26 protein-coding genes are annotated in these 25503 nt (G+C 44.7%); 20 read left to right on the plus strand and 6 right to left on the minus strand.

The genetic code is table 11. The features are described from left to right. Genes fliH through fliJ form a run of 3 tightly spaced genes read left to right on the plus strand, consistent with a single transcriptional unit; the run spans position 1 to position 2560 of the window. Positions 1 to 756, plus strand: a complete 756-nt coding sequence (gene fliH / locus KI742_RS07075) for a flagellar assembly protein FliH (protein WP_005375050.1) — start codon at positions 1 to 3, stop codon at positions 754 to 756. Beyond that, positions 749 to 2095 carry a flagellar protein export ATPase FliI gene (gene fliI, locus KI742_RS07080; protein ID WP_253657571.1) on the plus strand — a complete coding sequence of 449 codons (1347 nt, stop codon included), beginning with the start codon at positions 749 to 751 and terminating at the stop codon, positions 2093 to 2095. The genes fliH and fliI overlap by 8 nt, the downstream gene beginning before the upstream one ends. Before the next feature lie 24 nt (positions 2096 to 2119). Beyond that, a complete protein-coding gene (gene fliJ, locus KI742_RS07085) occupies positions 2120 to 2560 on the plus strand; it encodes a flagellar export protein FliJ (RefSeq protein WP_005384016.1) in 441 nt (146 codons plus the stop codon). 16 nt (positions 2561 to 2576) lie between these two features. On the opposite strand, the gene KI742_RS07090 is transcribed toward fliJ, so the two are convergent. Both KI742_RS07090 and KI742_RS07095 read right to left on the minus strand, forming a co-directional pair. Continuing rightward, entirely contained in the window at positions 2577 to 3635 is a 1059-nt protein-coding gene (locus tag KI742_RS07090; RefSeq protein ID WP_213875865.1) for a trypsin-like serine protease, read from the minus strand. A gap of 73 nt (positions 3636 to 3708) precedes the next feature. Then, on the minus strand, positions 3709 to 4602 hold the full coding sequence (locus KI742_RS07095) for a LysR substrate-binding domain-containing protein (RefSeq protein ID WP_053307935.1): 894 nt from the start codon (positions 4600 to 4602) through the stop codon (positions 3709 to 3711). 128 nt (positions 4603 to 4730) lie between these two features. Here KI742_RS07095 and KI742_RS07100 point away from each other — a divergent pair, with 128 nt between their 5' ends. From KI742_RS07100 to KI742_RS07125, 6 genes are all read left to right on the plus strand, one after another. Then, entirely contained in the window at positions 4731 to 5654 is a 924-nt protein-coding gene (locus KI742_RS07100; protein WP_213973105.1) for a DMT family transporter, read from the plus strand. Positions 5655 to 5753: 99 nt separating this feature from the next. Further along, positions 5754 to 6200 carry an SRPBCC domain-containing protein gene (locus KI742_RS07105; RefSeq protein ID WP_005375065.1) on the plus strand — a complete coding sequence of 149 codons (447 nt, stop codon included), beginning with the start codon at positions 5754 to 5756 and terminating at the stop codon, positions 6198 to 6200. Positions 6201 to 6283: 83 nt separating this feature from the next. Further along, a complete protein-coding gene (locus tag KI742_RS07110) occupies positions 6284 to 7036 on the plus strand; it encodes a phosphatase (RefSeq protein WP_005375066.1) in 753 nt (250 codons plus the stop codon). Positions 7037 to 7192: 156 nt separating this feature from the next. Beyond that, positions 7193 to 7582 (plus strand): cytochrome b562, encoded by a 390-nt coding sequence (locus KI742_RS07115; RefSeq protein WP_021035869.1) that lies wholly within the window; start codon positions 7193 to 7195, stop codon positions 7580 to 7582. A 219-nt stretch (positions 7583 to 7801) separates the two neighbouring features. Then, positions 7802 to 8161 carry a hypothetical protein gene (locus KI742_RS07120; protein WP_285385261.1) on the plus strand — a complete coding sequence of 120 codons (360 nt, stop codon included), beginning with the start codon at positions 7802 to 7804 and terminating at the stop codon, positions 8159 to 8161. Positions 8162 to 8314: 153 nt separating this feature from the next. Beyond that, on the plus strand, positions 8315 to 9754 hold the full coding sequence (locus KI742_RS07125; RefSeq protein WP_285385260.1) for a PepSY domain-containing protein: 1440 nt from the start codon (positions 8315 to 8317) through the stop codon (positions 9752 to 9754). 51 nt (positions 9755 to 9805) lie between these two features. Here the strand turns inward: KI742_RS07125 and KI742_RS07130 are convergent, their stop codons facing one another. The 3 genes from KI742_RS07130 to KI742_RS07140 all read right to left on the minus strand — a co-directional run bounded on the left by KI742_RS07130 (position 9806) and on the right by KI742_RS07140 (position 11681). Continuing rightward, positions 9806 to 10189 carry a VOC family protein gene (locus KI742_RS07130; RefSeq protein ID WP_009704980.1) on the minus strand — a complete coding sequence of 128 codons (384 nt, stop codon included), beginning with the start codon at positions 10187 to 10189 and terminating at the stop codon, positions 9806 to 9808. Positions 10190 to 10200: 11 nt separating this feature from the next. Further along, complete coding sequence (locus tag KI742_RS07135) at positions 10201 to 11130, minus strand: LysR family transcriptional regulator (RefSeq protein ID WP_042601221.1); 930 nt, start codon at positions 11128 to 11130, stop codon at positions 10201 to 10203. A 77-nt stretch (positions 11131 to 11207) separates the two neighbouring features. After that, positions 11208 to 11681 (minus strand): hypothetical protein, encoded by a 474-nt coding sequence (locus KI742_RS07140; RefSeq protein WP_285385256.1) that lies wholly within the window; start codon positions 11679 to 11681, stop codon positions 11208 to 11210. A 275-nt stretch (positions 11682 to 11956) separates the two neighbouring features. Here KI742_RS07140 and KI742_RS07145 point away from each other — a divergent pair, with 275 nt between their 5' ends. The 4 genes from KI742_RS07145 to KI742_RS07160 all read left to right on the plus strand — a co-directional run bounded on the left by KI742_RS07145 (position 11957) and on the right by KI742_RS07160 (position 15712). Next, a complete protein-coding gene (locus tag KI742_RS07145) occupies positions 11957 to 12640 on the plus strand; it encodes a spondin domain-containing protein (protein ID WP_005384002.1) in 684 nt (227 codons plus the stop codon). 9 nt (positions 12641 to 12649) lie between these two features. Then, positions 12650 to 13345, plus strand: a complete 696-nt coding sequence (locus tag KI742_RS07150; RefSeq protein WP_005383999.1) for a spondin domain-containing protein — start codon at positions 12650 to 12652, stop codon at positions 13343 to 13345. A 146-nt stretch (positions 13346 to 13491) separates the two neighbouring features. Next, positions 13492 to 14223 carry a response regulator transcription factor gene (locus KI742_RS07155; RefSeq protein ID WP_285385255.1) on the plus strand — a complete coding sequence of 244 codons (732 nt, stop codon included), beginning with the start codon at positions 13492 to 13494 and terminating at the stop codon, positions 14221 to 14223. 115 nt (positions 14224 to 14338) lie between these two features. Next, positions 14339 to 15712 (plus strand): sensor histidine kinase KdpD, encoded by a 1374-nt coding sequence (locus KI742_RS07160; RefSeq protein WP_285385254.1) that lies wholly within the window; start codon positions 14339 to 14341, stop codon positions 15710 to 15712. A 27-nt stretch (positions 15713 to 15739) separates the two neighbouring features. On the opposite strand, the gene KI742_RS07165 is transcribed toward KI742_RS07160, so the two are convergent. Continuing rightward, positions 15740 to 16255 (minus strand): superoxide dismutase family protein, encoded by a 516-nt coding sequence (locus KI742_RS07165; RefSeq protein ID WP_104976434.1) that lies wholly within the window; start codon positions 16253 to 16255, stop codon positions 15740 to 15742. Between the two features lie 541 nt (positions 16256 to 16796). Between KI742_RS07165 and KI742_RS07170 the strand changes: the two genes are divergently transcribed. The 7 genes from KI742_RS07170 to KI742_RS07200 all read left to right on the plus strand — a co-directional run bounded on the left by KI742_RS07170 (position 16797) and on the right by KI742_RS07200 (position 25489). Further along, positions 16797 to 18206, plus strand: a complete 1410-nt coding sequence (locus KI742_RS07170; RefSeq protein ID WP_238843709.1) for an aminotransferase class V-fold PLP-dependent enzyme — start codon at positions 16797 to 16799, stop codon at positions 18204 to 18206. A gap of 62 nt (positions 18207 to 18268) precedes the next feature. Continuing rightward, positions 18269 to 19201, plus strand: coding sequence for a transporter substrate-binding domain-containing protein (locus KI742_RS07175; protein WP_005375093.1), 933 nt, complete (start codon positions 18269 to 18271; stop codon positions 19199 to 19201). Beyond that, the gene (locus tag KI742_RS07180) at positions 19198 to 21528 is read left to right on the plus strand and encodes a bifunctional diguanylate cyclase/phosphodiesterase (RefSeq protein WP_064369624.1); all 2331 of its coding nucleotides are present in this window, start codon (positions 19198 to 19200) and stop codon (positions 21526 to 21528) included. The genes KI742_RS07175 and KI742_RS07180 overlap by 4 nt, the downstream gene beginning before the upstream one ends. Before the next feature lie 212 nt (positions 21529 to 21740). After that, positions 21741 to 22934 carry a glycine C-acetyltransferase gene (locus KI742_RS07185; RefSeq protein WP_005375095.1) on the plus strand — a complete coding sequence of 398 codons (1194 nt, stop codon included), beginning with the start codon at positions 21741 to 21743 and terminating at the stop codon, positions 22932 to 22934. A 44-nt stretch (positions 22935 to 22978) separates the two neighbouring features. Next, positions 22979 to 24010 (plus strand): L-threonine 3-dehydrogenase, encoded by a 1032-nt coding sequence (gene tdh, locus KI742_RS07190; RefSeq protein WP_005383983.1) that lies wholly within the window; start codon positions 22979 to 22981, stop codon positions 24008 to 24010. 396 nt (positions 24011 to 24406) lie between these two features. Then, positions 24407 to 24952 (plus strand): spore coat U domain-containing protein, encoded by a 546-nt coding sequence (locus tag KI742_RS07195; protein WP_005375099.1) that lies wholly within the window; start codon positions 24407 to 24409, stop codon positions 24950 to 24952. Between the two features lie 39 nt (positions 24953 to 24991). Further along, positions 24992 to 25489: a spore coat U domain-containing protein gene (locus KI742_RS07200; RefSeq protein WP_306309089.1), complete on the plus strand. Its 498-nt coding sequence runs from the start codon at positions 24992 to 24994 to the stop codon at positions 25487 to 25489. Positions 25490 to 25503 lie beyond the last annotated feature (14 nt).

Genomic DNA, 25503 nt, shown 5'->3' on the forward strand with positions numbered 1-25503 from the left:
ATGCTAGAGACAAAATCAAGTACTATGCGATTGCCTCCGAGCGGGTATCGTTTACACCGTTTTCCTCCTTTAGCGCAACCTAAGACTATCGAAGACGAATTCGGGCTAGATAACCAAGGCTGGCAAGAACCTCAAATAGATATCCAACAGCAACTTGAAGAAGGTTTTCAACAAGGTTTGCAACAAGGACATGAGGAAGGCTTACGCCAAGGTATCGAACAGGGCAAGCAACAAGGTCTGTTGGAAGGCCAAAAAGAAGGTTTCCAAAAAGGCTTTGTTTCCGGTGAGCAGTCTGGAAAGCAAGGCTTTTTGGAGGCGGCGAAGCCTGTCAATGAACTTTTTCACGCCCTTTCTCGTTGGCAAGATGAAAAAGAACAGCAACAACGCCATATGATTTGTGAACTGGTACAAAAGGTTGCTCAGCAAGTGATTCGTGCCGAGCTCACTCTAATGCCTCAGCAGATCCTAGCTTTGGTGGACGAGACATTGTCTGCCATGCCTGGTAAAGCGGAAACAGTAACTGTGCATTTAAATCCGCAAGATTTAGAGCGCATTACTCACATCAATGCTGATTTGCCGCAATCTTGGAAACTGGTCCCTAATACGGAGCTTCCTATTGGTGGCTGTCAGTTAGTGACTGATGACGCAGAAGCGGATGCGAGCTGCGACTCTCGTTTGGAAGCCTGTATGGACAATGTAAAGCAACACCTTTTGGATGAAGTCAGTATTCCACAGGTAGAGTCTGAGCATGAGTAATACCCTAAGCCATGAACTATTAAGTGAGCGTTTGAGCGAAGCCTTGGCTTCGCTCGATTCAATCCCTGTTGCTCGCGTAACAGGGCGATTGATAAAAGTAAACGGCTTAATGTTACAAGCCGTAGGGTGTCGGTTTAAGCTTGAGCAGCGTTGTCTCGTAGAAACCGCGGAAGGCGATATGATCGAAGCGCAAGTTGTGGGCTTTGAACATACCATTGCTTACCTCATGCCTATTCGCCGTTTAGGCGGCCTGTTTGCAGGTGCAAAAGTCATCCCTCTTGATGGTGACAGTACCGTACAGCTAAGCTCTCAGTGGTTAGGACGCGTACTGAATGGTTTAGGTGAGCCGTTAGATGATGGGGCACCGCTTAAGGGGGGAGATCGAGTTTCACTTGAACCAAAACCGATTAACCCACTGAAGCGACGCCCAGTTGATACACCACTCAACGTAGGCGTGCGAGCGATTAATGGACTATTGACGGTAGGCAAAGGCCAACGTATTGGTTTGATGGCTGGCAGTGGCGTCGGTAAAAGTGTGTTAATGGGGATGATCACCAAAAACACGGAGGCCGATGTAATTGTGGTCGGGCTTATCGGTGAGCGAGGCAGAGAAGTACGTGAGTTCATTGAGAGAAACTTAACCCCAGAAGCGCGCAAGAAAGCGATCATTATCGCGGCTCCTGCTGATGAATCCCCGCTAATGAGGTTAAGAGCGACACTACTTTGTCATCGCGTTTCAGAGTATTTCCGAGACCAAGGCAAAGACGTTCTACTTCTGATGGACTCTCTAACCCGATACGCCATGGCACAGCGCGAAATTGCTCTTTCGCTCGGTGAGCCTCCAGCTTCTCGTGGTTATCCGCCTTCTGTCTTCAGCGTGTTACCTCAACTCCTAGAGCGAGCGGGTAACAGTGAAAATCAATATGGTAGCTTAACGGCAATTTACACCGTATTGGCAGAAGGGGACGACCAACAAGATCCTGTCGTGGATTCCGCGCGCGCCATCTTAGATGGGCATGTTGTTTTATCGCGTCAACTGGCTGAGCAAGGGCATTATCCCGCGATAGATATCAACGCGTCTATTAGCCGTTGTATGAATACTTGTACGCAGGACGCACACAGCACGATTGCGAATAACTTCCGTCAAATGTACTCCAACTACCTTCAGGTTAAAGAGTTACTGCCATTAGGGGGTTATCAACCAGGACAAGATCCTGAGTTAGATCAATCTGTTGCTATGTATCCAAACTTGCGTGCATATCTACAACAAGCTGCCAATGAGTCTGTAGATTACCCAACCAGTTTGACCGAGCTCGCTCAGCTTTTTCAAAGTGCTTAATCAAATGGGAGTGACAAGGCTGAAATGAAATCCAAGTTAAAAGCCGTAGGCAAGTTACAGCAAATGGAAGAAAAACAGCGTGATCGTGTGGGTCAACAACTTGATGCCATGCGTCAGCGTCACTCCCATCTTTCAATGCAATTGGAACAGTTATCGGCGTTGAAAGGCCACGCTGGACAATCAACCCGAACCGGCCCGACGCTGACGAGCGCGGCTTTGATGAACTTTAATCGTGTTGACCAAATGCTACAAAGAATGCTTCGTCACCACGAGCAAGAGCAAGCCGTTATGCAAGCGGAATGTGCATCTGTACAGAAAACGCTAGAACACAAGCACGCACGCGTTCAAGGGTTAGAAAAAGTGCTTGAGCGTTGGCGTACTAAGCAGAACTATGAAAAAGCGAAAAAAGAGCAAAAGATGATTGAAGACATCATTAACTCTCGCGTTAAGCGCAAGATATTATGATGTCTTGTTGACGCAACTAGGAGCGCGAATCATTTCTGCGGTGTCTTAGCCAACCAAACCAGCCTCCAAGCATGATCAACCCTGATCCGAGAGCACCGCCGCCGTCGCTGCCGTTATCGTCAAAGCCCGACGTGTTAGTATCTTCTGGTTCAAAGCCGGAATCGCCTTCACTATGATAATCTTCTGTACTTGCTAAGAGGGCGTTATAACGAGTTTTCACTCCCGAACTGGTTTGGGCTTCAATCCACGTTGTATAATTTAGAACCTCAGTAAACACACTCGGAATCGCAGCAGATTCACAAACAGAAGAACCATAGCTAACAATACCGATTTGCTGATACATGCCATTATTGTCTTGATAAGTGAGGGGACCGCCTGAGTCACCGCGGCAGATACCAGTGTAGCTTCGCTCAGGAAATCCATTCGCACACAAACTTTCCTGAGCATTAAACCCTGTTACCAGCGAAGCGCATTGGGTGTCGGTAAGGGGTTTCACTTCTGCCCAGCGCAAATAGTTTGGCCCGTTTTCATCACTAGTCGAGGTCTGACCTAAACCGAATATCTGATAAACCGTCTTGCTGCTGTAGTCTCCAAAGTCTTGCGGTAAAGTGATGGATTGAACGTTATCGGTAATAGGGCGAGTCAATTCAAGGACAGCGATGTCATTAATCCATAAATCGCTAGGCACATAATCAGGATGAATCGTGATAGAGCGAACATCTTTGAATTCTTCAACAAACACGTCATTCATCGTAGGGTTTTTGACTAGCACTCGTAGATCGTTGATTGTCCACCCGTCAGTGAAAACGCTTGGTTCTACGCAGTGAGCCGCAGTTAAAATGAAGCGGTCGTTTACAATGGTTCCCCCACAAATATTGGCAAACTGATTAGCGCCAGTTTTATGTAGAATAAGACGTGCAAAAAAAGGAAGTTGGTTTTGGGTCGCCTGCTGCCCCCCAATAATTGCCGTGGAGATCCCTTGTTCTGAAAGGCGGTTATCATTTTCTGCTTCTGCGGTCGCACTCAAAGATACTGCAAAACAGAGTGCGCTTAGCCATATTTGATACTGCTTCATAAACCATCCTTGGATGAAAAGTGCTCTTCTAACTTTATACTAGTTTTTCAGTGAATGTGCTTAACAAAAGTTTCTAATAGTTGAATGATTGTTGTAGCCAAGATCGCAACAGATGAAACGATTCAAGCTTTAGCTTGTGTGGCGGACATACAAAGTAAAGCTGTTGATGAGGATTAATGACGGGTTCACCCAGCTCGATTAGCTGACCATATTTGATGTCATCCTTCACAAACAAGCGATGAGTGACCAATAACCCCAAACGACGAGTTGTGGCCTGGACGGCTTGTATCGACATGTTAAAAGTGATTGGTTTTTTATTTTTAGGTCGCTGGATACCCGTCGCGTCCTGCCACACGTTCCAGTCATTTTTTCTTCGCTCGTTAGTAACTTCAATGATGGGATATTGCTTTAAGAGTTGAGTGATGTTTGAGTCCTTTGTCTTCGCTATCAATTCAGGACTGCACACCAAAACCAGTTCATCTTCACTGAGCTTTTCGCAGTAGTAATCCTGCCATTCTTCGGGATTTCCATGCACCAAGGCCGCGTCGATACCTTCTTGTTCTAAATTGAATCTGCCAGACAGGTTTGATAAACGAACGTCTAATTGAGGAGCAAACCCTTGTAAATCTGACATTCGAGGAATCCACCAGTGAAGAGCCAATGAATTCACCATATTGAGCGTAACACGTTGCAAGTTCTGATCTTGGATGAGTGCTTCCGTTGCATCGACAATTTGCTCTAAAGCGGGTGCCACCTTTCGGTAATACTTTTTACCGTCCGCATTGAGTTGAACTTGTCTGCCTATGCGATCAAACAAAGGCTTGTTGACTTGACTCTCCAGCGATTTAATCGCCTGACTTACGGCTGAGTGGCTCACACTTAATATCTGTGCTGCTTCTGTCATGCTGCCAGACTCAGCTACTGCAACAAATGCGTAGATGGACTTTAAGGGGACTAGTTTCCGCATAATTTAAAAACCGTAGCTGGTGATAGATAAGTTAAACTGTAAGTTTTTCTTACATCAATGGTTAATATTACTCGCTATTTACTATAAGTGATGTCTTTTAAAATTCTCCATATATTAAGGAGTATTGAATGAATGCTGTAAATAAATCTATCCTTTTCATGTTAATGTCTACGTTAAGCTTATCTGTTACTGGACTGTTAGCAAAGCAGTTGTCAGGCGAACTTTCCGTCACACTATTTAGCTTCTTACGTTTTTTGGTGCCTGCGCTTATCTTGCTTATCTTACTTCGTGTGAAAAACCTTACCTTTCCTAAAGCGGGCACGCTAAAGCCTATTTTATTGCGTGCTCTTTGTATCGGTTTGTCACAACTTTGCTTTATCGCGTCATTACAAACGTTAACGCTCGTTGAGGGGGTCGTTTTGTTTGCTACTGGCCCATTATTTATTCCCTTGGTTGAAAAGCTGTTCATGAGGGGGCGCATTCGTGTTTCAACATTGGCGGCTTTAGCAATGGCGTTCACCGGTGTGGTTATGTTGGCGGGCGGTGGAAGTGAGATTACATGGCGAGCGGATTTATTGCTCGGCTTGGCTGGTGGACTCTTCAATTCTGGTTCTCAGCTTACGTTATATAAAGTGAGTAAAACAAATATGTCGCCGCTAGAAATCAACTTTTGGGCGTTTGGTTTTGCTGCCGTATTTCTGTTGCCGCTAACTTTGTTTAATGACTTCGACGCGTTACTTAATATGAGTGTTATGACGCCTGAGATTTCTTCAAATACGCTGTGGATCGGTATGATGTCTCTGATGATCATTAACACCCAAGTTTTTCGCTCCAAAGCATATAAACTGGCAAGCAGTGGCTCTCAACTTGCGCCACTCATTTTTACTAACTTATTGTTCACTGCGGTTTGGCAGAGCCTGTTTTTTGAAGACCGAATGAGTCAAAGTCAAATTGTTGGGATGAGTTTAATAGTGCTCGCAATCATACTGAACACATGTTGGGTTCGCTTTACGGCGCATCGCAGTGGCGGTTTACAAGCGAGAACTTCTTAGTCTGTCGGAAAATGAAGGGGGCAGGTAGATAAATTGGTCGTGTGGTTTGATTTTTCTTGAGTATGGGCTAGCGTCAAGAAAGGTTCAGGGAGAGAAATCATGCTTACGCTAAATTATTACGTCGAAATTTCGGCGACACCGCAACGAGTGTGGGAAGTGCTAACCGATGTTGAGTTGTATAAACGTTGGGCACAAGCCTTTTCACCGCAGTCTCAATTTGAAGGAGCTTGGGAAGAAGGAGGTGGCATCACTTTTTTTGATCCAGATATGGGCGGGACAAGGGCAATCATAGATACGGTGCTACCCCTTCAAAAACTTGAATTTCATCATGTTGCCATTTTTAATCCGGATAATCGTCAACAACTCGATGCTGACCTAGCATCTAGGTGGATCGGATCGCGAGAGATCTACCAGATCGATACCAACAACGATCGTTTACTACTCAATGTTACCATTCATACTCACAATGACTTTGTTTCCATGTTTAATCACGGATGGGAAAAAGCCTTACCCTTGATAAAAGCCATTAGTGAAGAGCAAGCTTAGGGTTCTTGCTTATCTTGGGCTGACGATGCGTTGCCTGAAGGTATACAATAGCACGCAAGATAGCGCACCTAAGAGAGTGGATGATGGAATTTAAAGTTGATACCCATACACATACGTACGCCAGTGGTCACGCGTACAGTACCTTGATTGAAAATGCAAAGTTGGCAAAAGAGAACGGGCTGGATATGTTCTGCACGACCGATCACGCAGAATCAATGCCGGGTGCGCCTCATTACTGGTTCTTCTCTAACCAGAAAATTCTGCCTCGCTTTCTTGAAGGCGTTGCGATTATTCGCGGCGTTGAATCTAACATTATGAATACCGAAGGCGACATTGATATTCCGCTGAGTGTAGACCGCAACTTAGATTGGGTGATCGCGAGTTTTCATGAACCCGTTTTTCGTCCTGCAAACAAGCAAACTCACACGGAAGCACTTGTTAATGTCATTCAGAGTGGTCGTATTGATGCGCTCGGTCATCTTGGTAATCCAAATTTCGACTTTGATTTTCAGACCGTTTTAGCGTGCGCGAAAGAGCACAATGTCGCGATTGAAATTAATAACACCACGCTGAAAGGCAACAGCCGAGTAGGCAGCGTAGACCGTTGCCACGAGATTGCACAAATCGGGAAAGATCTCGGTGTTTTCTTCACCACGGGCAGTGACGCGCATTTCTGTCACGATGTTGGTAATCTGGATTTGGTTGGAGAGTTAATGGACAAAGTGGGTATTGATAGCAAGAAAGTGATTACTCACACCGCTCAGCAGTTTTTGTCTTTCTTAGCTTTGAGAGGCCGTAAACCAATTGCAGAATATGACAGCATTCTCAACGCATAAACTTGATTACATTTAAGGTATGCACCCGACGCCAGATTGCTTTACACTGCGACCCGGAAATACTCAACTAAGCTGGTTTTTCGCCTCTTATGGCGTAGGTTATTTGGGTGAATAAAGCCGACACAGAATTCGGCACTATAAATGGAGAAGTGAAAAATGTTACGTCCTTTAGTCCTAGGGTGTGCGATTGCGTTTGGCTCAACATACGCAATGGCAGAAGCGGTTGATTTAAAACAAAACATGAAACAGATGAAGATGGAATTCAAACAGGCGGCGGAAGCGTCTGATGTTGAAACCATGAAATCTGCGATTGATAGCTTGCAAGCGATCGTTGAACAATCTAAGCGTGGTAATTACCCACCAGAGAAGTTTGATACTTACTTAGAAGGCTTTAACAAGCTGACGGTAACGCTAGATAAGATTGAAGCGGATCTTGATGCGGGCAAGCTACAAGAAGCAAAAGCTCAACTGCGTGAAATCGATAGTCTTCGTGAAGAGTACCACGACAAGCGCAATCCAAGCATTTGGAGCAAGTTGTTCGGCTAATTATCTACTGAGCGGAGCATTTGCTCGTGGCAGTGGGTTACGCGTTATCTCTAAGTAATGAATGAACACATTATCAGCCTGCCATTTCGGCGGGCTTTTTTGCGCCTGTCAATCGATGCATTCAAGAAAACCTGTGAGGTAGCAACCACTTATTGATACTGTTTTTTGAGCTATCACTCAAAATTGGTTACGCTGTGTGAAATTTGTTAAGTCACCGTTATGCGTAGATTAATTCCTTTTTACCGCTCGATGTTATTTGCTAGTGCTCTCAGTTGGGTGCTAGTGACGCTGATGCCTGTTATCAATGCTCATGGTAACAGCATGGGCGTGTGGGCGACGCTATGTACGCTTAACGGTTTTGAGTTGGTTCAAATAGAAGAGGGCGACAATTCGGTCAGTCACAAAGGCAAGCCTTGTCCGTTTAGCCACTTCTCGACTTTTCATCACGATACACTTCCAACGACACCGATACTTTCAAGACTGACCTTGGTGATTTCTGACAGCTACGCTTATTTGGCTCTAAGTGTGCGATTTGAAACACCAGTTCCTCGAGCGCCGCCAGTTTCCTTTTTCTCATAACAAAAACAATTACAAGTAAATAAAGCCAACAACACTGCCACTTCGAGCAGTGGTACTCCCAAATCTAAGTCAAATAACGCCGCATACGAATACGTATGTGCAGGATGCGTTTGGCTGAATTTGGGGGTTCAACAATGAAAAAGGAAAATACACATGTTGAGAAACTCGGCAAAGCCTCAACTCAAGGAAGCCTCACGCTTAAAATCCATCTACTTTATGACGTGGCGATGGCACTTTTACGCAGGTTTGTTCGTCATTCCATTTATGCTCATGCTTTCCCTCACGGGGTTGGTGATGTTGTTTGATGACGAAATCGAATTGGCTCGATACGAAGCGACATTACAAGTTTCACCACAAGAGCAAATGGTTCCCGTCTCTGTACAATTAGAAACCGTAAAGCAGGCCTGCCCCGATTTTAATGTCACTCAATTTGTACCTGCTAAAACGGCCGATATTGCCAACCGCTTCTCGATTCAAAACCAAGAAGGCCGCTCACTGATTGTTGCAGTAAATCCTTATACAGGAGACGTACAAGGCACCATTAATCGTGGTGATAGCATCTATGAACTGATGAACAGCATTCACGGTACGTTGCTCATCGGAGACTTAGGCGACCGTTTAATTGAAATCGCCGCCAGTTTAGGCATTTTACTGTTGGTGTCTGGTTTGTACCTGTGGTTACCAAGAGACAACGCAAGCCGTGCTGGCTTTTTGAAAATTCGTTTTGGCAGTGGAACTCGTATTTTGATGCGAGATCTGCATGCGAATTTAGGTGGTGTGCTATCAATTGTTCTGTTGTTCTTTTTGATTTCAGGTTTATCTTGGGCAGGGATCTGGGGTGCGAAAATGGTGCAAGCTTGGAATACCTTCCCAACCTATTACACATGGGGTGAGAAACCGGAATCTACACTGACACATAAAGATCTTAACCACGGTGCTTCAGAAGAGATGCCATGGAACTTAGAGCTCGCTGCTGTGCCAGAATCGAAAGATAAGCCCGCTCATGATCATGCCAATATGAAGGAAGAGATGGCATACGCAGGCAGTCATGATGCGCTCTCCATTGATGATATCATCCTCAAGGCTGAAATGATGGGCTTCACTGGTTATAAGCTGTTTTTGCCGCGCTCTGAGACGGGCGTTTATACCGTTGCAGCTAACACTATGGGCGGCGATATTGCCGACCCAAGACAAGATCGCACCAGTCACTTTGACCAATATTCCGGTCGCTTGTTGGTGGATGTAACGTGGCAAGATTACAGCCTATTTGCCAAGTTCATGGCGGCAGGTGTGTCATTGCACCAAGGTGATGTTAGTGTGCTTAACAAAGTGCTCAACGTAGTGTTCTGTTTAGCGTTCATTTTGATCTCAATCACTGGAGTTGTGATGTGGTGGATTCGTAGACCAAGTCGCAGTGCCGCATTGGGCGCGCCACCTAAGTTTCAGCAAGACAGTATTTGGAAGCTTGGTTTAGTAACGTTAGTGATATTGTGTCTCGCGTTCCCGATGGGCGGTTTGGCGATTGTTACGGTTCTCGCACTGGATTGGCTGTTGTTTAACCGCGTCGAGAAGCTGAAAACGGCGTTGAATTAGTAACAGACAAAGAATGGAATAGTAAAAGAGCCAGCGACGTGCTGGCTCTTTTTATTTCTGGTAAATCTCCAGCGGCAAGCCATCTGGGTCTTGGAAGAAGGTAAAGGCTTTACCTGTGAATTCGTCAATACGAATTGGCTCAACTTCAACGTCATTCGATTCTAGGTAGGCTTTCACCTGTTCAACATCATCAACCAAAAATGCGAGATGTCGTAGCCCTTGTGCTTCAGGAAAGCTCGGTCTCTCTGGTGCGCCCGGAAAGCTAAACAGTTCCACTTGGCTGCCGTCAGGTAAAGCGAGGTCAAGCTTGTATGAGTCTCTGGCTTCACGATAGTTTTCAGCAATGACTTTTAATCCCAACACTTCAGTGTAAAAGCGTTTTGACCTTGGGTAATCGCTGCAAATGATCGCGACGTGATGAATGGCATTAAACATGGTTAGCCTCTTCAAGCATGGTTAGTGTCCTCGGAGACTAAATGCTCCTTAACGAAGTCGATAAACACGCGCAGACGAGCAGGCATGTATTTGGTTTGCGCATACTGCATCGCGATAGCGCCGTGGTAGTTACTCTTAATCATCCAATCCGGTAGTACCTCCACCACTTCACCTTGCTCTAACGCGTCTTTGATCACGAAGTCATGGAAGATCCCAATTCCCAAGCCAGACTTAACCCCGTTCAAGCGCATTTGAGAATGGTTGACGGCGTAGCGTCCACTTACGGCAATCGAATGAAAGGCTTCCTCTTTAAAGAACGACCAGATGTTGTCTTTGTCGTTCTCGGCAAGGTAAATACAGTCGTGCTGCTCAAGTTCAGTGGGGTGCTCAGGCATACCGTGTTTGGTGAGGTAATCTGGAGAAGCACATAAAACGAGATTGGTCTTGCTGATCTCTTTAAGTACCAGATTCTCATCGGGTTTGTCGGTGAGCTTAAAGGCGACATCAATTCCTTGGCGGAACAAATCGATCTCACCATCTGCTGCACGCAGCTTAAGCTGAATATTTGGATACCGTTCTAGGAATGGCAACACAAATGGCTGAAGCACCGAATTAAGAAACGCTTCGGGGGCTGCCACTGTGAGTGCGCCTGTTGGCTCAGCATGATCTTCCGCAGATAGCTCAACGGCTTGCTGCGCGGCATTCACCATTGCGATGCTTTGGTCGTAAACCTTTTGCCCTGCTTGAGTGATGATCAACTTACGAGTTGTGCGTTCAAACAGTTTGACCGAGAGGGCTTGTTCCAACCGTGTGATCAACTTACTTAAAGCCGATGGCGTTACGCCGAGTTGTTTGGCTGCAGCGGTAAAACTGCCTTCGTTTACCACCAAGATAAACGAAGCAAGATCAGGAAGTAGGGCTATGAGTTTTGGATTAACCATAATTGTTCAGTTCTGCGCAGCGGAATAACGATATTGTCTGGTACGGTTTCACGAGGTTCAAGTATCACCGTCTCGCTTTAACTATATTTTGCCAAAAATGCATTGAGTGCAGGCAAGCCAGACTCACCAGTATGGTATTGCTGCCAACAGTGATAAATGGCCGTTTCATGGTCTGCAATCAACTCGATAGCTTCTCGCTCAGCGATTGAATAATGCTGTGAAGCTTTCACTTCTTCATGCCATTCTCGATATTTGACCTCATAAGGTTCTACCCACTTCAGAAGAGTCGCCACCAACTCTTGCCATGGTAAACCAATCCACTTGGTTGCATCTGCCAAGCCTTTATCTAGCATCTCTTGGTATCGACTTTCGATATCCATGCCATTTGTCAGCAGTACAGGTTTGAGCTTTTCTGCGGTGAGTTCTTCCACTTCAATCAAGGTTTGCCACAGCGTTTGTTGTTCACTTTGGGCGTAATGGCTCAAGTAGTGGTTGAAAAAAGCGTTGCCGTAGATTTCGCCATGGTAGGCAGCCAGTACGTTATGAATCATGGTGAGAATCGTGATTTAAACAGGGAATACTGCATTTTAGGAGGGGAAAGCGCGACGTGTAAATACAAAAAGTGCTGTTGACAGAATTCGAACAGAACTTGTGAGAATTTTATGAGAATTCGATGAAGTTGCTGATAGATTTGCTCGTCATTCTTAGAGGCAAGAACGCAAAACGTTCGAAACGTAATGCTTAACCTACTCAAGTCACGAACAATGAAGTAAAGCCGTACACATGGGCTTGGGTAGTTCAACCCTCATTAAAGGATGGAATCACAATGAAAAAACGTACCCAACTCGGACTCGTCATGACTTCAGTAGCTATGGCACTAGGCTCTGCATCAGTGAATGCGGCGGAATTGGAAATCACCGTGACAAACGCAACCAAAGGCATCTACTTTACGCCACTTATTGTTGCCGCACATGGCTCCGACCTTCAAATGTTCAGAACGGGTCAAGCAGCGACTCCAGAACTAGAAGCAATGGCAGAAGGCGGTGATATCTCTGGTCTTGCGAGTGTGATTGGTAACGCTGGTGGTGCGGTGGTTGAGAACCCTGCTGGTGGTATTTTGAATCCGGGTGTTGCAACCACCTTCACCTTGGACAGTGGCGACCACGGTTATCTTTCTCTGAGCGCGATGTTGCTGCCAACCAATGACGGTTTTGTCGGTCTAGATAGCTGGAAGATTCCAACGGAAGCGGGTACATACCGAGCAACGTTAAGAAGTTACGATGCCGGTACAGAAGCGAACGATGAACTTGCGTCTAGCATGCCAAACCCACCTTTCATTACCTTTGGTACTGGCGGCACAGGCGTTGAAGCAACGGTAACTAACGACAAAGTTCACGTGCATCCGGGTAACCTTGGTGATAGCGATCCAACTGGCGGCATCAGTGACTTAGACAGCAGCAGCCATCGTTGGTTAAACCCAGTCGCAACCATCACAATCGTTGTGAAGTAAGGGGGATGTATGAAATACAGAATCTTACTAGTAGCAGCTTCAGTCGGCTTGCTCGCCGGTTGTCCAAGCGATGATGATAACGATGTAGTGAAATCGTACCGCTACACCGTCAACGTTGCGAACTTGACTGCGAATCAACCTATGTCTCCGCTTGCGGTACTTACTCACAATGGTGACTACCAACTGTTTGAAATTGGCCAAGCTGCATCTGTTGAACTTGAGCATCTTGCCGAAGGCGGTAGTAACGCTGAGCTGATTGAGTTGATGAACAGCAATGACAGTGTTTACCAAGGTATTTCGGGCAATGGATTGGTGTTGCCGGGTGCATCGGACGAAGTCACCATCACGGTTGACCCTAGTCGTTACGGTTACTTGTCTGTGGCGTCTATGTTTGTGAATACCAATGATGCCTTTGTTGGCGAAACGGGGTTATCGCTCAAATCGCTCGCAGTAGGTGAAAGCTATGAAATGAGCATGAACGTTTGGGACTCTGGCACAGAACTGAACGATGAACTTGCTGCAACCATTCCGGGCCCAGCAGGTGGCGGTGAGGGTTTCAATGCCGCGCGTAATGACAGCAATGACGTTGTTGCATTCCATGCGGGTGTTGTTAGCCAAGATGACGGATTAGCAAACTCAGCACTTTCTGCGAACCATCGTTTCTTGAACCCAGGTGCGAAAGTCACCATCACTCGAGTCGAGTAACACAGGCTCCGATGACGTCTCCTTTCCAAAGCGCTTGTAGCCGAGCGCTTTATCCCTCATGGCGTCATCGGAACCTTTTTTGAAAGAATTTCTAATTTGTTCCGGTCATGTGCAAAGTGAGGATACTCGAAGGCAAGGAAAGGACCATGGAACAACAGGCAATCAATTTAGTCGCGAACATCTTGTTGGTGGAAGATGACGATGATTTGGCAGAACTGGTTCAGATGCATCTCAAGTTTCAAGGACATCAAGTATTGCGAGCCACAAATGTCTCCGATGCTAAAACGCAATATCAGCAACAACCCTTTGATTTATTGATCCTTGACCGAGGTTTACCAGATGGCGATGGTCTAGACATCTGCCATTATTTGCGTCAGCAACAAGATTGGAGCCCAGTGCTCATGCTGACAGCCAGAGACGGTGAAATGGACAAGGTTGACGGCTTAGAAGCAGGCGTTGATGACTACATCACTAAGCCATTTAGCGTATTAGAATTCCAAGCACGAGTGCGAAACGTGCTGCGCAGAGTCAACCAAACCGTAGAAGCCAAAGTAGCAAATGAAGTCCTCGACGATGCGATGGATTTTGGCCCGCTGAGAATTATTCCGGAGTTGCACCAAGTATCCCTAAACGACAAGGATGTCACGCTCACCGCGACAGAGTTTACTTTGCTGCAGTTTCTCGCGACTCGTCCGGGCAGAGTCTACAGTAAAGATGAATTGCTCGATCACGTTTGGAACACCAGTCATTCTGGTTATCACCACACGGTGTGTAGCACCATAAATCGTTTACGCAGCAAGTTGTCGTCGTCTGACTCTGATCATCACTTCATTCAAACCGTGTGGGGTGTTGGATATAAGTTTCAGCCAAGACACTAATGCAAGAAAGTAAGTCAAAACATCAAGCCAGACAGTAAGTCGGTAGTTGTTTTCACCGTCATTTTTCAATCATCACGGGTGTTGCAAAAACACCGCTGTTTAAGGAGGCGATAGGATGAGCTTCAAATCTCGCTTGGTAGTATTTACTAGCTTGTGGTTCTGCCTCGCGGCGGTAGTGATTGCACTGACTTACAATTGGCAAAAAGAAACCATTGAGTTACGCACTAAGCAAAGCCTGCATAAAGAGCTGGCAAGTCATATGCGTGACGATAATCCGCTGATGATCGGGACGGATTACAACCCTAAAGCACTTAAGTCGATCTTTCACACGCTCATGCTGATTGGCCCTGATTTTGAAATCTACTTCCTCGATAGCCAAGGCAATATCACCACCCATGCAGCACCGGAAGGGGCGGAGATCATGGGGAAGGTGGATCTCAATCCCATTAAGCAATTCTTAAATGACCAGCCTTTTCCTATTCTGGGTGAAGACCCACGTAATCGTGGTGAACACAAAGTCTTTTCTGTCGCCGCGATAGAGGAATTAGGCTCTACGGTCGGTTATCTCTACGTGGTGATTGGTAGTACCCGACATGACGCCATTGCCAATGCTCAAGTCGATACTCCTTACATCGCGCTGGCAGGATTGGTCTTAGTTTCCATTTTAGGCTTTGCTCTTGGAGCTTATGTGCTGGTCAAACGTAGCCTATTGAACCCGATTGAGCGTGTGACCAAGCAACTTCAACAGCAAGCTGAACATGATTTCCGCCTGCAACCTGATTTTACTCACCAAGTGCCGGAGCTCGTGCCGATTGCGCACTCTTATCAGATGATGGCGAAGCACATTCAGCAACAGTTTTTACAGTTGGAGTATCAATCGTCTCATCGTCGTCAAAGCTTGTTGCAGCTTAGTCATGATTTAAAAACGCCGTTATCGAGCGTGCTGGGCTATTTGGAAACGTGGCGTTTGCAACATCCGGAATCTGATCCTTTGATTGACGTCGCTTTCCGAAATTGTGAGAAGCTCTCAACTCAATTGCATTCTTTGTTAGACGCCGCGCGCAAAGAAGCTCCAATGCCAAACTACGAGTACCGCCCCGTAGATCTTGGCGCGTTGATGGCAGAATGTGCTGAAACGATGCAGAGCCAGTTTTCTCGTAAAGAAGTGGTGTTGAAAGTGGATATCGATAGTGAAATCCAAACCGTGGGTGATAAAGGACTCTTAGAGCGGTTGGTATTGAACCTGCTTGAAAATGCATTGCGCCACAGCCCAATCGGCTCAGAAGTGCATTGCCAAGCGCATTTGAGTGAAGATAAGTCGCGTATCCACTTTACCTTCGTCAATCACATCGAGGAAGAAGCGGGGGGCGGTTCTTTGGGGATCGGGACGAAGATTGTCCAATCGATCTTAATGCTTCACCACAGCTACCTTGAGACCAATGCGACATCCTCTAAGTATCAACAGAAGTTCACACTTCTCGCAATCTAAAGAGAAGTGTGAGACATAAGTTAATGTTTATTCAATAACACCACATACGACGCGAGCGCCGCCACCACCTAGCTTACTTGGGTGATCGGAGTGATTGTCACCACCTGCATGGATCATTAACGCTCGACCTTTTAAATCCGATAATTTTAGGCGAGGCGCGACAACGGGCTGATTGGCATTGCCGTCCATGTCCACATAGAGTGGAGGCAAGTCGCCTAAATGATTGTCATCGGTCCAAGGATAGCCATGCTTCCCTGTGTTGTTAGGATCATAATGGCCACCTGCTGCGCCGCCTAATACGGTTTTGTCATCCTTTTCTATGCTATCGCAAGATGGATTAGTGTGAACATGGAAACCGTGCACACCTGCTGACAAACCTGATAATTGAGGCGTAAAAACAACGCCATAATCACTTTGTGAAATCTCAATGGTACCCGCACTCTCATTGGTGTTGAGAGCAGTCATTTCTACCGTTTTTGCTAGCACGTTAGGGGCGGCGACAAGAGCGGATGCAACTGAAATGCATAGCAATCCTTTTAACATGGGACCTCCTTCTTTTAGGGTGTACGCTCAAGCACATATTAGTGAAAACCTGTTTTACTTATGTATGTTGAGCGGTGAGTTTATGTCATAGAGTGATGTGTATCACTTTATGGTCTTAAACTGATATCTCGATCCGAAATCAGCTTTCTTTTATTTAGTCTTAACATGTTGAGATCGTTAAGATATAAAAAGAATAGACGCCAATCTTAAAATAGCCTGAATATTTTTAAATTAACGCAAAGTTAAATTTTTAATGACTTTATAACAAAGCTCATAATTGTTTTATAAAGAATTTGGTGGAATTGTCCGCAATAAAGAATAATCAAATTAACGAATATATTAATGTGAACATTGTTGTTTATAGATTTGTGGTCAAACTGTTGCTTATATCATCAAATAAGATAAAAAATTGGAACTAAAGTCACTTAATGGCAGAGGAAAAAATTAAACTCTGATTGTAATGGGTAATAATGTTTTAGTAACAGATAGTTACGCACTTAAAATTAATAATATGGCTAATTTCCGACAAGGATTGAAAAAGATGAAAGACAAGGAATCTATTCAGACTAATAGCAGCCGCCGTAATTTTCTGAAAGGCGCAACAGGAGCTGTTGTTGCTGGTGTGAGTGCTTCCGCTTTCTCAGGCGTAGCTCAAGCACGAGAACAGAAAATTGATTGGAGCAGCCGCGGGCTAGGTAGAAAACACGATAAGCGCTTCTGGCGTAAAGTGCAAAGACAGTTCGTTTTGGATAAACGAACCACTTACATGAACATTGGTACAACAGGTTCAATGCCAAAACATGTTCTTGAAGATTACGAGCATAACAACAAGCTGGTGGCTAAATACCCTTGGGATATGAAAGGCAAATTTGGCTCTTGGCCGTATGTTTCTGAGATGGTTAAAGACGTCGCACCAGGTTTTGGTGCTAACCCAGAAGAGATCATTCTCAGCCGCAACACTACTGATGGCTTATGCTCGATCATTAATGGCTTACACTTTGAACCAGGTGATGTGATTCTAACGACACACCATGAACATATTGCTGCAACATCACCTATGAACGTAGCGAAACATCGTTTTGGTGTGGATGTGGTAGAAATTCAACTACCAGTATTTACTGGTACCGAAAACGTTTCTGAGCAAGATTACATTCAAGCGTTCCGAGACGCGCTTGATGCGAATCAAAACGTTCGCCTAATTGTTTTCTCTCATATCACATACAAAACAGGAACCGCGCTACCAGCAAAAGCCATTTGTGCTTTAGCAAAAGAGTATGGTGTACCTACTCTTGTTGATGGCGCGCATACGGTCGGTATGTTTGACCTTGATTTCCACGATATGGATTGTGATTTCTATGCAGGATCTGGTCATAAGTGGCAGTGTGGTCCGGGCGCGACGGGTATTCTGTATGTTCGTGATAACGGTAACCGTTTGAATGAGTATTGGAGTGACCGAGAGAACCCGTTATGGTTGATCAACTCCTCACTTTCTCATGCTGATTACCTGGGTAAACAGCTGCAAATGCAATACATTGGTAACGATAACTATCCTGCGAAACAAGCACTAGTTGATAGTTGCAAAATGTGGGATGAGATTGGTCGAGACCGTATCGAAGAGCGAGTTGTAAGCCTTGGTAGTTTATGTAAAACCTTGCTTCAAGAGTACTTACCACAAGCCAAAATGTATTCACCAAACGTGGAAGGCTTAACCAGTGGCTTAACGACGGTTAACCCGTTCTCCGATGTAACTAATGAAGAGATACTGACGGAATTCCGAGATCGTTTACGTGAAGAGTATGGTTACATCATCCGTACGACTAGCTTTAAGCTGCATAAGGATGATGACTTTGATACTTACGCGCTGCGTATCTCTACGCATTTGTTCCATGACGAACAAGATGTGGAAGGGCTCGTAGTGGCGATGACGAATTTGTATTACTCGTCGTTCTAACATCGTTGTTTATCACTCAAGCGCCCATTATTGGGCGCTTTGTGAAAGGTAAGGATATTATTATGTCAGTCATAACATTCAAAAGAACTTTAGCGACGGTGGCGCTCATGGTTACCTCTGTTGCGTCGTCTGCCGCTTGGTCAGACGATTTACAACAAATCCGTGAACGCGGTGTACTGCGTCACATTGGTGTCCCGTACGCTAACTTTGTCTCCTATATTGAACAAGGTGAAGTGGAAACTTTGACTGGCTTGGATGTAGAGATAATAAAAGGTTTTGCCAAGTCGTTAGGTGTTCAGTACCAGTATGTTCCAGCACAGTGGAGCGACGTGGTTGGTAAGTTGACAGGGCAAAATGTGCAATATCACAACAAGCAGGCTGTTGTCGGAGAAAGTGTTCCAATTGAAGGCGACTTGATCGCAAATGGCGTTACTATTCTTGATTGGCGCTCTGAGGTTGTCGATTTTTCACAAGATTATTTTCCTTCAGGTGTATGGTTGGTTTCCAGATCCGACTCTAGTCTGAGCCCGATTAAACCAAGTGGGTCGGTCGATGAAGATGTTAAAAACGTCAAGCAGCTGATCGATGGTCGCGAAGTGTTAGCTTTAGAACATTCTTGCTTGGATCCTAACCTTTATGACTTATATGACACAGGTGCAAAAGTTATATTACCTGATGGGGCGCGTCTCCTTAATGAGATGGTTCCAGCGATAATGAAAAATGATGCGGAAAGCACATTATTAGATGTTGCGGATACGCTAATTGCCCTCGAAAAATGGCCGGGCGAAATAAAAGTCATTGGCCCTATATCTGAAAATCAAAAAATGGCTGTTGCATTCCGTAAAAATTCCCCTGAATTACGCAAAGCATTTGATCGTTATTTAGACTCGATAAAAAAAGACGGTTCATACGAAAAATTAGTAAAAAAATACTATCCATCTATTTACTACTTTTATAACGATTACTTTATAGAAGATAAAAAGAAAGTCCGATGAATAAGGCCGTTAAAAAATTTTCCAGTAAAAGATTTATTACAATAAGCGCAATATTAGTTTCAATTTACCTAGCTATGCTTATTACTGTGACTAGCGTAGGTCAAAATAAATTAAAAGAATCTCAATACAGAGAACTAGATTTAAAAGTTAAAAGTTATGCAAGCACACTCGATAATTTATTTACCATAGCGAGTGAAGATGTTGATAATCTAGCTACAGATAAAACAATACAAACATTCTTTGGTAATTTAGCTTCTGGAATGTCAATGGAGTATGGATTAGGTGCCAGTCTAATTAATTTAAAGCGTCGCTTCGATGAGAAGATAGACAGTAAGCTAATTAATAGCAGCCAAATCTATAAGAAGCTCACGCTGGTAGGCAGTGATGGAGTCACCATTGTCACCACTGGATCTGAAAACCTTGCCGAGCACAAAATGGACATACAAACCTTAATGACTCAACACGGGCATCCCGAAGAGGTTTGTGCGACGCGATACAATGATGACGTTCGCATTCAAGTCATTAAGCAAGTTAAGTTCTCCGGAAAGCCTGTTGCCTTTTTAATTGCCGATCTTAATAAGAATATTGTTATTGACCAACTTACTAACCAAGAACATGAAGATAGTTATAGCCGAATGGTGCTAAAAATAAAAGACGTGGAAATGGTTGTATGGGATACCATAAATAAAACACCTTCTCACAATAAGGATGAGAATTATTTCGTTTCTGAGGCTGTAGACGGAAAAATTTACTTTGAAGTGCCTGTGGATAAACATCACTTCAAATTGATGGCGTGGTTCGAGCCTTTGAGTGAACGAGATATATTTACATCACGGCTCTTTATTATTGGTTTGAGTATTCTGGCCGTTATGATCGTCATTGCTTTATGTTATGCATTCATCACGAACAATAATAGGATTGAATTGAAAATTAAGCTTGAGGAAGAAAAAAAGCGTAAAGATATTCTTTCTCAACAGAATAAAAAATTAACGAACGAAATTGAACGTCGAAAAGCGTCTGAAAAAGAACTCGCCTTCCAAGCTAAATATGACACATTAACCAATTTACCTAATCGTAGTTATGGTTCCGAGCGATTGGCTTTGGAGTTAATTAGGGCATCGCGTAGTGGGTCTAAAGTTTTGGTGATGTTCATCGACTTAGACCACTTTAAGCAGATTAACGATTCAATGGGACACTTTGTTGGGGATGAAATCCTTAAACTCAGTGCTCAGCGACTGTATCAAGTCGCGAGAAAAACAGACTTATTGGCGAGAATTGGTGGGGATGAGTTTTTACTCGTCATCCCTGATTTGCCTGATAATGATACTGCAAAGCGAGTTGCTTCAAGTGTACTTTCGGCGTTTAACGATCCGTTTGTTTGGAACAACCATGAATTCTTCTTGAGTAGCAGCGTCGGAATGTCTGTGTTCCCGGATGACGGAGACAACGCTGAGCAGCTCCTTGCATGTGCTGATATGGCAATGTATCGGGCGAAACAAGATGGGCGTGATGGCTTTTGTTTTTATAACCATAATATGAACCAAGATTTGCAACGCTATTTGGATCTGGAAAATCGTCTGAGAAGTGCGATCTCCAATCAGTTATTAGAGCTGTATTATCAGCCAATTATTGAGCTGAGTAGTGGTAAAATCGTAGGTGCAGAAGCGCTAATGCGTTGGAATGATGACAAGTACGGATTTGTAAACCCTGAAGAGTTTATCTCTATTGCAGAGAAAAATGGTTTAATTCATCAAATTGGTGAGTTTGCTATTCAACAAGCGTGTCGACAAGCGGCACAATGGCAAAGTCTGACTCCGTTGTTTGTTTCTGTAAACTTTTCTAGTGTTCAATTTAGGTACTGCGAGCGCTTACTTACGTTTATTAAACACAGCCTTGAGGAGTCTGGTCTTCCGTCAAATAAGTTCGATATTGAAGTGACAGAAAGTCTCCTCTTCAATCACGATTCTGAGCTATTAGACATGCTTAATAACTTACGAGCGTTAGGCACCAAACTTACTATTGATGATTTTGGTACTGGTTATTCTGCGCTGAGTTACTTGCAGAAGTTTCCGTTCGACCGCTTAAAGATTGATCGTAGCTTTATGCAAAATATGTTCGAGAACGACTCAGACCGCGAGCTTGTCAACGTAATCATAGCAATGGCGAAAGCGCTGGATCTTAAGATCGTCGCAGAAGGCATCGAAGAACAGCGTCATGTGGATTACCTGAAAAACCTAAACTGTGAGTTCGGACAAGGTTTCCACTATAGCCGACCATTACCTGCTAAGGACTTTGAAGCACTTTTGGCTAAGCCTACCTGGCTATAATTCCTTTTATAACAACCTCATAGAAAAGCATTAATTGAATTTGTGCCTAGGATTCATTAATGCTTTTCCACCTTAAGGTATAATCCTTCCTCCTTCCTTGAATTACACTACAATTAATTGATGAGTGATAGCCCGTGACGCCCGTCACATAAAGGCTAAGCCTAATTCTAAACGAGTAAATACTCGCCAAAATAACTAGGAAGGAATTTCAAATGTCTTCTGCATTCTACCAACAGATTCAGCAGCAAATCGAAGAAGTAAAGGCGGAAGGCCTTTACAAATCAGAGCGTGTCATCACGTCTCAACAGCAAGCGGCTGTTAAAATCTCTACTGGTGAAGAAGTACTAAACTTCTGTGCGAACAACTACCTTGGTCTTGCTAACCACCCGGCACTTATCGAAGCGGGTAAAGCAGGCATGGACGAGCACGGCTTTGGTATGGCTTCAGTACGTTTTATCTGTGGTACGCAAGACATCCACAAAGAGCTTGAGCAGAAGCTTTCTAAGTTCCTAGGTAAAGAAGATACGATTCTTTACACATCATGTTTCGACGCAAACGCGGGCCTATTTGAAACTATTCTAGGCAAAGAAGACGCAATCATCTCTGACGCTTTAAACCACGCGTCAATCATCGACGGTGTTCGTCTATGTAAAGCAATGCGTTTCCGCTACTCAAACAACAACATGGAAGAGCTAGAGCAACAACTGATCGCTGCGAAAGAAGCAGGTGCTCGCCACATTCTTATCGTAACGGACGGTGTGTTCTCAATGGACGGCGTAGTAGCAAACCTTCCGGCTATCTGTGACCTAGCAGAGAAGTACGGCGCATTGACTATGGTTGATGACTCTCACGCTGTTGGCTTCATGGGCAAAACAGGTGCAGGTACGCACGAGCACCACAACGTGGTTGACCGTATCGACATCATCACTGGTACGCTAGGCAAAGCAATGGGCGGCGCTTCAGGCGGTTACACATCTGGTAAAGCGGAAGTGATTGACTGGCTACGTCAGCGTTCTCGTCCATACCTATTCTCTAACTCTGTTGCACCAGCAATCGTAAGCGCTTCTATCCGCGTTCTAGATCTACTAGAAGAGAGCGGTGACCTACGTGATCGTCTATGGGAAAACGCAGCACACTTCCGTACTCGTATGGAAGACGCGGGTTTCACAATGGGTGGTGCTGACCACGCAATCATCCCAATCATGCTTGGCGACGCAAAAGTAGCAGCAGAATTTGCAGAGCGTGCGCTGGAGAAAGGCATCTACGTAATCGGCTTCTCATTCCCTGTAGTACCAAAAGGTCAAGCACGTATCCGTACTCAAATGTCTGCGGCGCACTCTCGCGAGCAACTAGACCGTGCAATCGACGCGTTCATCCAAGTTGGTAAGGACATGGGTCTTATTTAAGATTCTAGGCCTTAGACAATAGGGCCTTTAATTAAGGTTACATTATGAAAATTAAAGCATTATCAAAGCTAAAGCCTGAAGAAGGCATCTGGATGACTGAGGTTGATAAACCTGAAGTTGGCCATAACGACATTCTGATCAAAATTAAGAAAACCGCTATCTGTGGTACAGACGTACACATCTACAATTGGGACGAATGGTCACAAAAGACAATTCCAGTGCCTATGGTTGTCGGTCACGAATACGTGGGTGAAGTGGTTGCGATTGGTCAGGAAGTTCGTGGCTTTGAAATCGGTGACCGCGTATCTGGCGAAGGTCACATCACGTGTGGTCATTGTCGTAACTGTCGTGGCGGCCGTACTCACCTATGTCGTAACACGATTGGTGTGGGCGTTAACCGCGAAGGTGCATTCGCAGAATACCTAGTGATCCCAGCGTTCAACGCGTTCAAGATCCCTGAAGGCATCTCTGACGATCTAGCGTCTATCTTTGACCCGTTTGGTAACGCAGTACACACAGCACTTTCTTTCGACCTAGTAGGCGAAGACGTGCTTATCACAGGTGCTGGCCCAATCGGTATCATGGCAGCGGCAGTAGCAAAGCACGTTGGTGCTCGCCACGTAGTGATCACAGACGTGAACGAATACCGTCTAGAACTTGCTCGTAAGATGGGTGTAACACGCGCAGTAAACGTGGCTGAAGAGAAGCTAGAAGACGTAATGGCTGAGCTAGGCATGACAGAAGGCTTCGACGTTGGTCTAGAAATGTCTGGTAACCCAGCAGCATTCAACTCAATGCTAACCACAATGAACCACGGTGGTCGCATTGCACTACTAGGTATTCCACCGTCAGACATGGGTATCGACTGGAACCAAGTTATCTTCAAAGGCTTGGTGATCAAAGGTATCTACGGTCGCGAAATGTTCGAAACTTGGTACAAGATGGCTTCACTGATCCAATCTGGTCTGGATCTATCGCCAATCATCACGCACCACTACAAGATTGATGACTTCCAAGAAGGCTTCGACGTAATGCGCAGCGGCATGTCAGGCAAGGTTATTCTTGATTGGGAATAACTTATTCAAGTAAGAAATGCGCTCCTTTTTGGGGCGCATTTTTGTTTCATGAAGATTCTTGTTTCGGGAAGAAATGGTCGCCAATCTTTTCTAAACTTCTCGTATCGTTCTGCTACTTTTTTTAGATTTTTTCCACTCAACTTCACCCTACCTTCTAACTCATTGTCGATTCTGTATTTGGAACAAGATAATAACCATTTGTTTTTGGTGGTTATTTTTCAGCATCATATGCTTAAAAAGCGTAATTTTTAAGTTTAATGTTTTTATTTGCTGTTCGTCTTTATCCTTATCCTGCTTCTTTTTATTGTTTTACATTTTATATGCATTTGGTTTGTCATAATTGAGCTATAACTAATAAAAAGGTTACCGATATACAGTATACAGTGGAATGTAAAAATGGAGCTTTATATGAAAAGATTTTATCTGATGATGCCTCTGCTCTTAACCTCATTTAGTTGGCAAGCGAGTGGAGCGTCAGTGAGCGGTACGATTGATGTTTCAATTAACCTTGTACAAGGTTGTGTGATTAATGGAAATAATGCGGTAGATGCAGCTTCTGGCGTTGGCTTTGGCTCACTCGCCTTTGGAGACGTGCCTGCAATCTTCAGTGAACAAGATGGTGTGGTAAATGGTGGTAGTGCGACGGGTATTGAAGTGCTTTGTAGTAACGGTGTGACACCGACGTTTACATTGGGCACCGGATTGTATGATGCAAGTGCGACCGTTGGTACCTATGCGATGTCAAATGGCGCGCAATTTATTGATTATACGTTGTTTACCGACTCAGACCGAAGCACACAAATTATACAAGGCGGGACGGTAGCTCTGTCTGAATTTACTAGTGCAACATCGCAAACTATTGAGCTTTTTGCGAAAGCTTACGGTACGAGCAGCATTGCCGGTACATACTCCGATACCATCAGTGTGACGCTAAGCTGGTAAAACGTGACGCTGGTTGTTAGGAGCTTTTCACTTGTCGCGATGAGTTTGTGTTCTTTAACTGTGCTGGCTGATGCGACACAAACTTTTCAGGTGTCTGCCATCGTAGATACAGGTTGTTTGATTAACGGCTCAGTACAAGAAGAAAGCCCAACCCAAGCCGGGCAAATAGGTACGTTAGATTTTGGTGAGCATTCTTCAGTTTACGCGACGGAAGTACAAGGCAGCATCACTTACAGTTCATCACTCACATTAAGTTGTACTCCGGGTATTACGATGAATGTTTCCGTAAATGGCGGGATGAATGAATCGGACGGTGTACGTAAGCTAAAGCACAGTGAAGAAGCGACAACGGTAGATTACTTTTTGTTTCAGGATCTAAATTATACGCAGGTGCTTGATATTGACACGCAATATTCCGTCGATACCGACCAAGACCCAGATAATATTCAGTTTCCTATCTGGGCAAAGGCGACAATAAATGGGAATGAAATGGCTGGAATTTATATGGATACGCTTACGCTGACATTAGAGTGGTAAGTGAACTTTGGAGG

The sequence above is a fragment of the Vibrio sp. D417a genome (genome assembly GCF_030248595.1).
Classification (GTDB): domain Bacteria; phylum Pseudomonadota; class Gammaproteobacteria; order Enterobacterales; family Vibrionaceae; genus Vibrio; species Vibrio alginolyticus.